The organism is Halogeometricum sp. CBA1124 (assembly GCF_009741955.1).
Classification (GTDB): Archaea; Halobacteriota; Halobacteria; order Halobacteriales; family Haloferacaceae; genus Halogeometricum; species Halogeometricum rufum.
The window spans coordinates 1-12,420 of record NZ_WPCD01000108.1 but is presented as its reverse complement, the minus strand read 5'-3'; the positions used below and the strand labels follow the sequence as shown (position 1 = coordinate 12,420).

The following is a 12,420-nucleotide window of genomic DNA, read 5'->3' as shown; positions in this document are numbered from 1 at the left end:
CCGCGCCGTCGTCGAGACGACGGACGCCGACGCGGTCCGCGAGGCGTTCGACGGCGTCGCCCCCGTGACGACGCTCGGCGCTGCGACGGACGACGGCCGCCTGTCGCTGTCGGTCGCCGACGAGACGCTCGACTACGGCGTCAACGAGATAGTCGACCTGCGCGACGTCATCGCGCGCGAACTCGATTAACACACACCGGCGACCGGCGCTCGACTCCCCGGACGGGCGGCCGACGACTCAGTTCTGTTCGACCGACCGGTTGCGGACGCGTTCGACGCCTTCGCGTTCGACCTCGACCGGAATCTCGAGCGACTCGTCCGATTCGTACGCGCCGAACGGGAGCGACTCCTCGATGCCGTCGTCCCCCTGCCCCGGTGTGGCCGCCGACGTCTCGACCGAGACGAAGTAGAGCGTGCGCGTGCTTCCCGACCCACTCACGTGTCCGTAGTGCAGGTGGACCGCCGTGTCGGATTCGACGAGGTGCAGTACGTCGTCGTAGTCCTCTAGGTCGAAGTACGCCCACACCGAGACGCCCCCCTCACCGCCGACGTTGGAGACGACGCCCGTCTCCGTCCGATTCGTCGTGAAGAGGAGCGTCGCCTCGTCGCGCGCACCGTCCTCCTCCGGACCCCGGAGGACGATGCGACGCTTGATGGGACTCCACGGCTCGACCGCCACGTCGTAGTCTGCGACTTCGAACTCGACAGTTGGCATACGCCCGATAGGAGCGGAGTCCGGAAAAATCTGCTAGCCGTCCACTCGGCCGATGCCGGGACGCGTCCGGACTCGGAGCGACGCGCTACGGTTCGAGGACGACTTTCCCGACGCTCTGTCGGTTCTCGAGGTACTCCTGCGCCGCCTTCGCGTCTTCGAGGGGGAACGTCTCGCCGACGACGACGTCGAGTTCGCCCTGCACGAGGAGGCGTTGCAGGTCGTTGACCGCGCCGAGGACGCGCGCGGGGTCGTTCTCGATGGCGTTGCGAGGTGGAAGCCGACGACCGACTTGTTCTCGAACAGCAGTCGGGTGGTGTCGGCCGACGCGACGTCGCCGGAGGCGGCGCCGTAGACGACGACGCGCCCGAACGGTGAGAGGACGTCGAGGCTCCGGTCGAACGTCTCGCCGTTCACGCCGTCCAACACGAGGTCCACGCCGTCGCCGTCCGTCTCCTCGTCGACGACGTCGCGGAAGTCCGACTCCTCGTAGTTGATGCCGCGGTCCAGACCGAGGTCCGCCGCGAGGTCCAGTTTCTCCTGCGTGCTGGCGGTGCCGAACGACTCCGCACCGGCGTGGTCGGCCAACTGGACGGCCGCCGTCCCGACGCCGCCCGCCGCGGCGTGTATCAGGACGCGGTCGTGCGCGGTGACGTCGCCCCAGTTGTGGAGGCAGTTGTACGCGGTGAGAAACTGGACGGGAAAGCCCGCCGCCTCGGCGAACGACATCCCCTCCGGCACGTCGAACAGCGACTGTTCGGGCGCGGTGGCGTACTCGGCGTACGCCTCGTCGGTGAGTGCGACCACGCTGTCGCCGACGTCGCGTTCGACGCCCTCACCGACCGCGTCGACGGTGCCGGCGGCCTCCAGACCGGGGACGAACGGCGGTTCCGGACCGCCGCGGTAGTGACCGCGACGTTGCATCACGTCCGCGAAGTTGAGGCCCACGGCGGCCACGTCGATTCGCACCTCCCCCGGACCGGGTTCCGGCGTCTCGGTCTCCCGCACTTCGAGGACGTCGCTGCTTCCGAACTCGGTGACGACGATAGATTTCACGGTCGTCGTTGTCGCTCCGGCATCAAAACCGGCGGGGAACCGGAACCTCGTACCGCTTGCCGGTTCTCAGAGGAGAAGCGGGAGTCCGAAGACGACGACGAGACCGACGACGAGGACGACGAAACCGGTCGCCGCCTTGCCCGTCGAGAACTCCTGCATCGGGGAGGTGACGCGCCCGGGGTCCGACGAGTGGTGGGCGTCGTCGTACTGGTCGTGGTCGCTCTCGTACTGGTCGCTCGGATTCTGCATGGGTTCGTCGGTCATAGCCGGCGATTGGAACCCCCGGATAAAAGAACAACCGAATCCCGCGGCGGCCACCGGAGCCTAAGTGAGTCACCGCCGAGGGTACCGTATGACCTTCGAGACGGACGCCGCCGGCGAGCGACTCCCGAACGGCGAGCGGCGACGGTGGTGGAAGGAAGCGGTCGTCTATCAGGTGTACCCCCGGTCGTTCGCCGACTCCGACGGCGACGGCGTCGGTGACATCCGCGGTATCGTGGACCGGGTCGGCCACCTCGACGACCTGGGCGTCGACGTCGTGTGGCTCAACCCCGTCTACGAGTCGCCGCAGGCGGACAACGGCTACGACATCGCAGACTACCGCGCCATCGACGAGCAGTACGGGACGATGGCCGACTGGGAGGAACTACTCGACACGCTCCACGACCACGACATCCGCCTCATCATGGACCTCGTGGTGAACCACACGTCGGACGAACACGACTGGTTCCAGAACGCGCTCACGTCGCGCGACGCCGACTACCGCGACTACTACATCTGGCGCGAGGGGCGCGACGCGGCCGAAGTCGACGAGACGTACGACGTCGGCCCCGACGGCGAGGTACCGCCGAACGACTGGGAGTCGTTCTTCGGCGGGCCGGCGTGGGCGTACCACGAGGCGACGGGCGAGTGGTACCTCCACCTGTTCGACCGCAAGCAACCCGACCTGAACTGGGAGAACCCGGACGTCCGCGACGACGTGTTCGAGATGATGAACTGGTGGATAGAGAAGGGCATCGACGGCTTCCGGATGGACGTCATCAACCTCGTCTCCAAACCGGAGGGGTTGCCGAGCACCGACCCCGAGGCGGGGATTCGCACCATCGACCGGGTGACGAACGGGCCGCGCGTCCACGAGTTCCTCGGGGAGATGCGCGACCGAGTGCTCGACAGGGGGTTCCTGACCGTCGGCGAGATGATCGGCGACCCCCTTCCGGGCGAACACGCGCGACGGTACGTCTCGCCCGGACCGGACGGCGACGGCCTCTCGATGCTGTTCCACTTCGAGCACGTCCTCCTGGACCGCGGCGAGCGCATCTGGGAGACGACCGACTGGGACCTCACCGACCTGAAGGCAGTGTTCGACCGCTGGCAGGCCGCCTTCGCCGACGAGGGCTGGAACTCGCTGTACCTCAACAACCACGACCAACCGCGCATGGTGTCGCGGTTCGGGAACGACGGGGAGTACCGACGGGAGTCGGCGAAACTGCTCGGCACGCTCCTGCACACCCTGCGCGGGACGCCGTACGTCTACCAGGGCGAGGAGTTGGGGATGACGAACTACCCGTTCGAGTCGCTGGACGACTTCCGCGACGTGGGGACGCTCAACCCCGTCCGGACCGCCCTGGACCGGGGAGTCGTCGAGTCGTTCGACGCGGTGAAGGAGGCGCTCCGAGCGAACAGTCGGGACAACGCGCGGACGCCGGTACAGTGGTCCGACGAGGAGCACGCCGGGTTCTCGGACGCGGAGCCGTGGATTTCGGTCAACCCGAACTACGACGAGGTGAACGCCGAGGCCGAACGCGCCGACGAGGACTCCGTCTACCACTACTACCGCCGACTCGTCGAGTTCCGACACGAGAACGACGTGGTCGTCTACGGCGACTACGACCCGCTCACACCGGACCACGAGTCGCTGTGGGCCTACACGCGGACGCTCGGCGACGAGCGACTGTTCGTCGTCCTCAACTTCGCCGACGAGGCGACGACGTACGACGCGCCGGCGGAACTGGTCGGCGACGCGACGCTGGCACTCGGGAACTACGACGACGACGACGGCGTGGACGAGACGCTGGACCTCCGCCCGTGGGAGGCGCGCGTCTACCGGACGCGGTGAGGACCGGGGCCGGAGGAACCGAGGGGCGAACAGGCGACACGGTCGTTCACGGCGCGGCGTGTCGCACACCCGCGGCCCGCGCCGTGGTCGGGGTCAGGTCACGGCGGGAGTGGCCGCGGGTTCGCACTTGAACCCTCGTCCGGCGACGCCCGTCGTCTCCGGGTGCAAGAACCACGACAGTCGAAACGGTCAAACGGCCCATGCGCGAACGTTCCGGTAGCGAATGCTCACGAAGCGCATCATCCCCTGTATCGACGTCGACTTGGACGAGGACGGGAATCCCGCCGTCTACACCGGCGTCAACTTCGAGGACCTGCAGTACACCGGCGACCCGGTGGAGATGGCCAAACTGTACAACGAGGCGGGCGCGGACGAGTTCGTCTTCCTCGACATCACCGCCTCCGCCGAGGGGCGCGCGACGATGCTCGACACCGTCTCGCGCGTCGCCGACGAGGTGTTCATCCCGCTCACCGTCGGCGGCGGCATCCGAACCCGCGAGGACATCAAAGAGACGCTTCGCGCGGGGGCCGACAAGGTGTCCATCAACACCGCGGCGCTCCAGAACCCCGACCTGGTGAACGAGGGCGCGAAGGCGTTCGGTTCGCAGTGCATCGTCATCTCCGTGGACGCCCGCCGTCGCTACGACGAACAGGGCGAGTTCTACGCCGAGGCCGACGGCGAGTCCTGCTGGTTCGAGTGCACGGTCAAGGGCGGCCGCGAGGGAACCGGCGTCGACGTGGTCGAGTGGGCCAGCGAGGCCGAGTCCCGCGGCGCGGGCGAACTGTTCGTCAACTCCATCGACGCCGACGGGACCAAGGACGGCTACGACATCCCCCTCACCAAGGCCGTCTGCGACGAAGTCTCGACGCCGGTCATCGCCTCCTCCGGGTGCGGCGGCCCCGAGGACATGTACGAGGTGTTCACCGAGGCGAACGCCGACGCCGGCTTGGCCGCCTCCATCTTCCACTTCGACGAGTACTCGATTCGAGACGTCAAGGAGTACCTCGCCGAACGCGACGTGCCCGTCCGCCTCTGAGCCCCCCGGGTCCGCGCTTCGTCCGCCCGGCGTCTCCGCTCGTCGCCGCTGGCACCGTCCGGCGCGCCGCTTCCGTCCGGTCGTGTGACGGACGCGCAGGCGACGCCGACGTCAAGTCGTTCGACGGCGTACTGACGGGTATGAGTTCGCTCGACACCGACGCGTGGCGCGAAGCGCTGCTGACCCACCGCGCGCACAAGGACGAGTTCTTCGCCGACGACCCGCACTCGCCGCTCCCGCCGGCCGAACGCGAGTCGTTCGACGGTCTGGACTACTTCGACCCCGACCCCTCCTACCGCGTCGTCGTCGAACTCGACGAGTACGAGGAGAAGGAGACCATCACCGTCGAGACGACGACCGAGGGCGAACGCGACTACCTCGTCTGGGGGTCGTTCGCGTTCGAGGTGAACGGCGAGACGGTGAGCCTCGACGCCTACCGCTCGGAACCGGAGGAGATGCGCCTGTGGGTGCCGTTCCGCGACGCGACGAGCGGTGACGAGACGTACGGCGCCGGGCGCTATCTGGACCTCGAAGACCCCGACGACAGGGAGGGCGACGCGTGGGTGCTCGACTTCAACTACGCGTACAACCCGTTCTGCGCGTACAACGAACAGTACGAGTGTCCGCTCGTCCCGATGGAGAACTGGCTCGAAGTGCCGATTCGCGCCGGCGAGAAGACGTACGAGTGACCGCTACAGCGCCGCTTCGAACGCGGACGTGAAGTTCGTCGACAGTTCCTGCACGCGTCGGGAGGCGTCGCCGAGGGCGTCGAGGGGGTCGGTGCCCGGTTCCGTCTTCACCGAGAGAATCGGGTCGGTCTGACCGCCCGACTGCTCGGGGTTCATGTCGTACGTCGCCGCGGCGACGCCGGGCGTCTCCAGCAGTGCGCCCTTGATGACGTTCATGAAGGTGTGGTCCTCACCGGCGATTTCGAGGCGGAGTTCCTCGTCCGTCTTGTCGATGACCCGCAGTTCCATGCCCTCCTCTTTCCGGTCGCGGCGTTTCAGTATTTCGTCTTGGGGAACAGCGCGGCGACGTCCGGGTCGTCGTCCACGAGGCGGTACTCGTCGCCGTCGCGGGCGGCCACGCCGGCCTCGACGAGGTGGTCCAGGTGGGCCCACGCCTCGCCGGGCCCGTGGAGGATGTGGATGTTCTCCAACTCGCCGAACAGGCGCGCGCTCACCGTCCACGCGTCGGCCGGGCCGTGGTCCCGCAGGACGTTCACGACGCGGTCGGTCCGGTCGCGGTGGTGGTTGAGGATGGTCGCGGCGCGGGCCGTCGGGTCGGCGATGCGGTCGCGGTGACCGGGCCACGCGCGGTCGAAGTCGCGTTCGATGATGGCGGCGAGGCTCTCGACGTACGTCGCCAGCGGTCGCTCGACGCGGAGGTCCGCACCGCCGACGTTCGGCGTGTACTTCGGGAGGATGGCGTCGCCGACGAACGCCTGTTCGCCGCCGTCCGCCTCGAAGACGAACCCGACCAGACCGGCGGCGTGGCCGGGCAGGTGGACGACTTCGAGTTCGCCGTCGCCGGCGGCGACTCGGTCGCCGTCGGTCATCGACACCGCATCCACCGGGTCGCCCTGCAGGTCGCCCAGAATCTCCAGATACGAGTTCAGTTCCGCGCGCTTGTCGGCGGGGATACCCCACTCCTCGAAGCGGCGAAGCCGAACGTCGCGTCGGCGTCGAGGGCGGCGGCGTCGCCCGCGACGAGGGGTGCGTCGGCCTCGTGAACGCGCACGACCGCACCGCTCTCGGCCTGGAGTTCGCCCGCGAGGCCGGCGTGGTCGGCGTGGTGGTGGGTGAGCAGAATCTGGTCGAGGTCGCTCACGCCGACTCCGGCCTCGTCGAGTCCGGCGTGCAGGTCGTCCCGAATCGCGTCCTGCGACGCCCCCACGTCCACGAGTGTGGTCACGTCGCCGGTGAGGAGGTAGGCGTTGTTCCGACCCTCGAACACCGTGTTCCCGAGTCGGATTCGGTGGAGGTCCATGTCTCCCGCGTCGGTATGAACGATGATGAGGGTTGCTATCTCGGAGGGCGGCGTCGCACCGGCGGACGCCGTTCCCCCGCGGCGCGCCGCGGTATCGGCGGACTGCGCCTCGGTCGGTAGCGTTTCGTCCGTCGAGGCCGGACTGTCAGGCATGGCCGACTACCGACCCGGTGCGTGCAACATCGGCGAGGCGGAACAGCGGCGTCGGTACGCGCTGGGGGCCGTCGCCGCCGTCGCCACGCTCGGACTCGTGACGTGGGTGTTCGGATTCGGCGGCCCGGGGTGGGCGCTCGTCCTCGCCGCCGTCCCATTGTTCGGCGCCGCGGAGGGCTACTTCCAGGGCAAGTACCAGTTCTGTACCGGGTTCGCCGCGCTGGGAATCTACGACGTGTCCGCCGACGGTGACACCCGGCGACAGGTGACCGACGAGGCGAACCGCCGGGCCGACCTGCGGCGCGCGTGGCAGATTCACGCCTACGCCGCCGCCACGGCCGTCGGCGGCGCAGTCCTCCTGTACGTCCTCGAACTGTTCGTATCGTCGAGCTGACCCGTCGGACCCGGTACATTCAAATCGCGGGATTCGTACCGCCGTTCGACCGAATGGACGACTTCTACGACCTCCTGGAGGTCCCCGAGGACGCCACGCAGGCCGACGTCAAGCGAGCGTGGCGCGAGAAGGCCCGCGAGTACCATCCGGACGTGAACGACGACGCGCGTGCCAGCGGCCAGTTCAAGACCCTCCGAGTGGCGTACGAGTGCTCTCCGACGAGACGAAGCGCGAGGCGTACGACCGGATGGGCCACGCGACCTACGTGAACCGTCGACTGGACGGCCTCCCGACCACGGGCGTGCCGACGGAGAGCGACGCCGCCCGCGGCGGGCGCTGGGACGACTCGTCGCGGAACGCTCGCGGCGGTTCCGCCACGTCGAACCGGTCCCGTTCGACCGGGTCGAGTGCGAACCGAACAGGGTCGTCCTCGCGCAGTCGCTCCCGCACGGGCGCGACGAACGGGTCGTCGTCCAACCAGTCTTCGTCGCGTCGGAACTCGTCCCGCCAGTCCTCCTCTCACCGGTCCTCTTCCAGTGGGTCCTCCGCCCACCGAAACGCCTCCCGTCAGTCTTCGTCTCGGCGGTCTTCGGGCGACCGAACGGAGTCGGACCGAACGCACGCGGAGGCGGCGTCGCCGCAGGAGGGAGACGCCGACGCGGGGTTCGTTCCGGCGAACCTGAAGCGACGGTGGTACACCTTCCTCGCGGTGTTTCTCGCCGGCCTGGCCTACCTCGGCGGCCTCGCCGTCTACCTCCGCGCGAACGCCGATTCGGTGTCCGCGTTCGCCGCCGCGGCCCGAACGGCCCCGAGAACGGCGGTGACCGCAGACTACGGGCTCTCGCCGCCGGGGGCGTTCGCGCTCGCCGCGGCCGACGCCGACCCCGGACTCGCCCTCGCCTTCCCCGCGGCGGCGGCACTGCTCGCCGTCGTTTTCCTCGTCGTTCTCAGGGAGATGCCGAGCGTGAACCGGTGGCGGAACTACTACCTCTACCTCTACCCCCTCGCGGGCCTCCTCCCCCTCGCCTCGCTGGCGTTGGGGACGGTCGTGACCGCGGGCGCGACGAGCCTCTCGCTCGCACTCGTCCTCCTCCCTTTCGTCTCGACGACGGCGTACCTCGCCGACCTGGGCTGGTACCTCGTCGAGCGGTGGCGCTGACGGACCGACTTTTGTGACAGCGCACCGAAGGGAGACCATGACACTCGAACCGGGTGCGGTTCGTCGGTTTCGCTGTCGCGGCGTGAACGCCTACCTCGTCGACGACGACGGCACCGTAACGCTCGTGGACGCCGGGACGCCGTGGGACGGCGACCGGATGCGCAGGATGCTCTCGGAGTCGGGCCTCTCGCCCGCGGACGTCGACAGAGTCCTGCTCACCCACTACGACCTGGACCACGTCGGGACGCTCGCGACGCTCGGACTCGACCCCGCGGTGCCCGTCTACGCGGCCGAACCGGACGCCTCGTTCCTCCTCGGCGACGCCGACCCGCCGTTGGGGAACCACAAGGGGGCGTTCCAACGCGCCGCCCGACTCTTCCTCGCGTCCCGGACAACGAGGTCCGCCGCGTCAACGACGGCGACGAGATAGGCGGGTTCGTCGCCCACCGCGCGCCGGGCCACACGCCCGGACACGTCGTCTACCACCACGCCGACCACGGCGCGGCGTTCCTCGGTGACCTCGTCACGGAGTCCGGCGGGCGACTGTCGCCGTCGCCGTGGGCCATCTGCTACGACGTCGAACGGAACCGGGCGAGTCTGGCCGACGTGGCGGACCGAATCGACCCGTTCGAGGCGGCGTGCGTGGGCCACGGCGAGCCGTTGCGGACGGGCGGGTACGACGCGCTGCGTCGCGCGGCCGCCGAACTCTGAGAGCGAGTGTCAGAGGGGATTCTTGTCGTGTGCTGCACATGTAGTGGGTATGAGAACCACATCGCCACGAGGCACGAGTCGTCGTCAGTTGCTCGCAGCGACCGGAGCGGGCATCGTCGGGCTCCTCGCCGGGTGTAGCGCGCCGGGACTGGAGACGCGCACCGAGGAGTCGTTCGAAGTGACGCCCGAGGGGGCGACGAGCGCTCGGATTCTGAACCGGAACGGCGGCGTGACCGTGCGCACCGGCTCCGGGGACGCCGTCAGCGTCGCGGTGACCAAACGCGGGTTCGGCGTCGACGAGCGTCCTCGACCGCATCTCGGTGAACCGCTCGGTCAGCGACGGCGTCCTGACGCTCGAAGTCGTCTACCCGTCGGACGTCTCGCGCGTCTCGACGGACCTGCGCGTCGAACTGCCCGACTCGATGTCGCTCACGCTCGCGGAGGTGGCGAACGGCGGCGTCGACGTGCGCGGCGTGAGCGGCGACGCGACGCTTCGCGCCGGCAACGGCGGCGTCGTCGCCGAGGACATGCCGGGCTTTCTGACGCTTCAGGCGGGTAACGGCGGCATCGAGGCGCGCGACGTGGGCGGCATCGACGGCGTCACCGCCGGGAACGGGAGTATCAGCGTGGACATCCCGGCGATACGCGGCGACACGGAGGTCAGCGCGTCCAACGGCGGCATCGACGCCGCCATCTCGCCGGACGTCGACGCGGCGTTCGAAGCGCGCGTGACGAACGGCGCGGTGGACGTGTCGGGTCTCGAACTCACCGAGGCGAGCATCTCGCCGTCGCGCGTCGCCGGAACGCTGGGCGAGGGCGGGCCGTCGCTGACGCTTCGCGCCGGCAACGGCGGCATCGACGTGCGGCGTCTCGACTGAGTCGAGCGCGGCCGCTGTGACGGTTCGGTTCGCGTCGAGAAGGAAGCAGGGACCGCGGCAAGCGCGGACCCCGGACTGACCAAGCCACTGCGAAGAGCACCAGTCTCGCAGTTCCTTACCTGACGCGCCCGGTGGAGTCGTACCACGCGCGTCACTACCCCGTTTGACGGTTGTGGTAAAAAAACCTGCGTTGGTGCCAATTCCTTCTCCGGCTCTCCGGAGTACCGTTCAAATGGTGGGTATCCGTCCCGCTAACGGTGAGAAAAGCAAAAATACGTTCAATTGTAATGGTTTTTGTTACGTAATTGAACGACGTTTTCGGGTCGAATCGGGGAATTCCGAAAGTAAGGGCCCCCTACCGTGAGAATTGGACGCATGAGGGTCGCTACCGAACGAGGTAGGGGTCGCCGCCGGCGGTGAACCGCCCGAGGTCGGTCTCCCGGCGGAAGTCGGTCGACGTGAGCACGTCGATGGCCTCCACGAGGCGGTCGTGGTGCGTCTCGTCCCAGTCGTGGGGTTCCGCGACGGGGAGGACGAGGAAGCCGCTTCCGCGTATCTCTCTGCCGTGGAGCGCCTCCATGTCGACGGTTATCTTCCGCGCCTGTGCGGTGTAGTGCTCGAGGACGTGCCGCGTCGCCCGCGCGCACCGGGAGGAGGACGTGCGCGGCGATGGCGCGCAACTCCGCGTCGAAGAAGCGCTCCATGTCGTCGTAGTCGGCCTGCGACGGCGTGTCCTCGGCGACGCACATGTGCAGGTACGAGAGGAACGTCTTCCTCACGGCGGGTTGGTCGCCCGTCGTCTCCAGCAATCCCGCCTCGGCCAACGCGGCCTGCAGGCGAATCCCCGGTTCGTTGGTGAACGGGACGCCGGTGACTTCGCCGCCGTGCACGCCGGGGTGGTCACCCACGACGTGGAAGTCGGCGTTGGCGTCGCCGTATCCCGGGACGAACCGTTCGCACGGGGGTCGCATCCCGAACGGGTTACTCGTGCGGTCGGTTACGTTCTCCACGGCGAGTGGTAGCGAGGAGAGCGTTATAGGCCGTGCGGTTTCGGCTCTGTCGCCGTCTCACCGTCGAAAAAGTCGTCTCAGAGTTCGACGCCGGACGGGATGAGACTGTGGCCGCGAAGCAGGTTGCCGTCGGCGTCGTAGACGAGGAACGTTCGTTTCTCGTAGACGACGGTGTCGCCGTCGTCTGTCCGTATCTCCACTCGATACTGTCCGTCCTCGTCGTCCGCCTCGGACTTCCCGTACTCTCGCGCCGCGCGGATGAACCGGAGTACGTCGTCGGCGTCTTCGTTCAGTTCGAGGACGAAGTCTCCCGTGATTCGGTTCGTGACGCTCACGACGCCCGTCGCGTCGGGGTCGTTCACGTCGCCCTGCAGGCGGAAGGCGACGTCCGTCTCGCCGTCCTCTAAGAGTTCCCCGTCGGCATCGGTGAGACGGTCCGTGAGCGTTTCCTCTGGACCGTGAAAGTCGATGCGGACCAACGGCTTCTGGGGTGGCTCGTCCGCCTCGACCCAGTCGATGTGGTCGACATCCAATTCGAAGTAGTCGCGCCTCATTCCGTGCTCCGAAGTTGGGGGTCACCGTGTATGAACGTAACGCCTCTCCCAACGCTGTGCGACTACGGCCCCGTCAGCGCCAGTTCCGACCTCGCGGCGACGCCGAGGTGCCGCGCCGCGGACAGTCGGTAGCTTTTACCGGGTCGGTTTCGCCCATCCGGCATGGTCTGGGTCCGGTCGGAGTACGCGGGACCACTCGCCGTCGTCCTGACGCTCCTCTCGACGCTGCTTCCGTGGAACGTGACGTACTCGGGGAACGTCTCCGGGGGGTCGGTGCTGTTCGTGCGCTTCCCGTTCTTCCAGGTTCGCTACGCCTTCGGCGTCCCGTTCGCCGACGCGGTTCGCGTCTCCGACCCCCTCTCGGCCGTCGCGTTTCAGGCGGGCAACTCGATTCAGGTCGCCTACGAGGTGTGGACCGTCGGCGCGGCGGTTCTGGGCGTCGCCCTCCTCGTCGCCGTCGCCTACTACGCCCGTGAGGACGCCGTCGAGTCCGGCCCCGTGGACCCTGTGCGCCTCCTCGGCGGCCTCCTCGGCCTCGCCGGTGCCGTCCTCGCCGTCGCCACCTACCTCCTCGCCACCCGCGGGTTCCCCGGCGTCCCGATTCCCGTCGGCGTCGTCTTCCTCCTCGCGTTCGCCGTCCTCCTCCTGACGG

At 68.4% G+C, this 12,420-nt stretch carries 14 protein-coding genes and 4 pseudogenes; 10 read left to right on the top strand and 8 right to left on the bottom strand.

Annotation, left to right across the window (positions count from 1 at the left end):
• Positions 1 to 190, top strand: a 190-nt coding sequence (locus tag GJ632_RS13175; RefSeq protein ID WP_191453206.1) for a hypothetical protein, incomplete at its 5' end; no start/stop codon positions are given.
• A gap of 48 nt (positions 191 to 238) precedes the next feature.
• On the opposite strand, the gene GJ632_RS13170 is transcribed toward GJ632_RS13175, so the two are convergent.
• The 3 genes and pseudogenes from GJ632_RS13170 to GJ632_RS13160 form a co-directional block, all read right to left on the bottom strand.
• Positions 239 to 715, bottom strand: coding sequence for a hypothetical protein (locus tag GJ632_RS13170; protein WP_191453205.1), 477 nt, complete (start codon positions 713 to 715; stop codon positions 239 to 241).
• Positions 716 to 800: 85 nt separating this feature from the next.
• Positions 801 to 1,768, bottom strand: a pseudogene (locus GJ632_RS25410) (zinc-binding alcohol dehydrogenase family protein).
• Between the two features lie 66 nt (positions 1,769 to 1,834).
• A complete protein-coding gene (locus tag GJ632_RS13160; protein WP_089805750.1) occupies positions 1,835 to 2,032 on the bottom strand; it encodes a hypothetical protein in 198 nt (65 codons plus the stop codon).
• An 88-nt stretch (positions 2,033 to 2,120) separates the two neighbouring features.
• Between GJ632_RS13160 and GJ632_RS13155 the strand changes: the two genes are divergently transcribed.
• The 3 genes from GJ632_RS13155 (at position 2,121) to GJ632_RS13145 (ending at position 5,609) form a co-directional block, all read left to right on the top strand.
• Positions 2,121 to 3,884: an alpha-glucosidase gene (locus tag GJ632_RS13155; RefSeq protein WP_191453204.1), complete on the top strand. Its 1,764-nt coding sequence runs from the start codon at positions 2,121 to 2,123 to the stop codon at positions 3,882 to 3,884.
• A 223-nt stretch (positions 3,885 to 4,107) separates the two neighbouring features.
• On the top strand, positions 4,108 to 4,920 hold the full coding sequence (gene hisF / locus GJ632_RS13150) for an imidazole glycerol phosphate synthase subunit HisF (RefSeq protein WP_089805754.1): 813 nt from the start codon (positions 4,108 to 4,110) through the stop codon (positions 4,918 to 4,920).
• Between the two features lie 140 nt (positions 4,921 to 5,060).
• Positions 5,061 to 5,609: a DUF1684 domain-containing protein gene (locus GJ632_RS13145; protein WP_089807055.1), complete on the top strand. Its 549-nt coding sequence runs from the start codon at positions 5,061 to 5,063 to the stop codon at positions 5,607 to 5,609.
• Positions 5,610 to 5,612: 3 nt separating this feature from the next.
• Here the strand turns inward: GJ632_RS13145 and GJ632_RS13140 are convergent, their stop codons facing one another.
• Both GJ632_RS13140 and GJ632_RS13135 read right to left on the bottom strand, forming a co-directional pair.
• A complete protein-coding gene (locus GJ632_RS13140; RefSeq protein WP_089805756.1) occupies positions 5,613 to 5,897 on the bottom strand; it encodes a DNA-directed RNA polymerase subunit L in 285 nt (94 codons plus the stop codon).
• Between the two features lie 26 nt (positions 5,898 to 5,923).
• Positions 5,924 to 6,909, bottom strand: a pseudogene (locus GJ632_RS13135) (MBL fold metallo-hydrolase).
• A 151-nt stretch (positions 6,910 to 7,060) separates the two neighbouring features.
• On the opposite strand from GJ632_RS13135, the gene GJ632_RS13130 reads away from it, so the two are divergent.
• Both GJ632_RS13130 and GJ632_RS23800 read left to right on the top strand, forming a co-directional pair.
• Positions 7,061 to 7,456: a hypothetical protein gene (locus tag GJ632_RS13130; RefSeq protein ID WP_191453203.1), complete on the top strand. Its 396-nt coding sequence runs from the start codon at positions 7,061 to 7,063 to the stop codon at positions 7,454 to 7,456.
• A gap of 53 nt (positions 7,457 to 7,509) precedes the next feature.
• The gene (locus GJ632_RS23800; RefSeq protein ID WP_231751546.1) at positions 7,510 to 7,725 is read left to right on the top strand and encodes a J domain-containing protein; all 216 of its coding nucleotides are present in this window, start codon (positions 7,510 to 7,512) and stop codon (positions 7,723 to 7,725) included.
• Here GJ632_RS23800 and GJ632_RS23795 read toward each other — a convergent pair.
• Positions 7,718 to 7,933, bottom strand: a complete 216-nt coding sequence (locus GJ632_RS23795; RefSeq protein ID WP_231751545.1) for a hypothetical protein — start codon at positions 7,931 to 7,933, stop codon at positions 7,718 to 7,720. The genes GJ632_RS23800 and GJ632_RS23795 overlap by 8 nt on opposite strands.
• Before the next feature lie 232 nt (positions 7,934 to 8,165).
• Between GJ632_RS23795 and GJ632_RS23790 the strand changes: the two genes are divergently transcribed.
• From GJ632_RS23790 to GJ632_RS23785, 3 genes and pseudogenes are all read left to right on the top strand, one after another.
• On the top strand, positions 8,166 to 8,615 hold the full coding sequence (locus GJ632_RS23790; protein WP_231751544.1) for a hypothetical protein: 450 nt from the start codon (positions 8,166 to 8,168) through the stop codon (positions 8,613 to 8,615).
• A 37-nt stretch (positions 8,616 to 8,652) separates the two neighbouring features.
• Positions 8,653 to 9,326: pseudogene (locus GJ632_RS25960) on the top strand (MBL fold metallo-hydrolase).
• A 320-nt stretch (positions 9,327 to 9,646) separates the two neighbouring features.
• Positions 9,647 to 10,204, top strand: a complete 558-nt coding sequence (locus GJ632_RS23785; protein WP_343161165.1) for a DUF4097 family beta strand repeat-containing protein — start codon at positions 9,647 to 9,649, stop codon at positions 10,202 to 10,204.
• Between the two features lie 385 nt (positions 10,205 to 10,589).
• On the opposite strand, the pseudogene GJ632_RS13110 reads toward GJ632_RS23785, so the two are convergent.
• Positions 10,590 to 11,214, bottom strand: a pseudogene (locus GJ632_RS13110) (uracil-DNA glycosylase family protein).
• 77 nt (positions 11,215 to 11,291) lie between these two features.
• Positions 11,292 to 11,768, bottom strand: a complete 477-nt coding sequence (locus GJ632_RS13105) for a DUF5793 family protein (protein ID WP_191453202.1) — start codon at positions 11,766 to 11,768, stop codon at positions 11,292 to 11,294.
• A gap of 162 nt (positions 11,769 to 11,930) precedes the next feature.
• Here GJ632_RS13105 and GJ632_RS13100 point away from each other — a divergent pair.
• Positions 11,931 to 12,420: hypothetical protein (locus GJ632_RS13100; RefSeq protein WP_191453201.1), on the top strand; the 490-nt coding region annotated here is incomplete at its 3' end.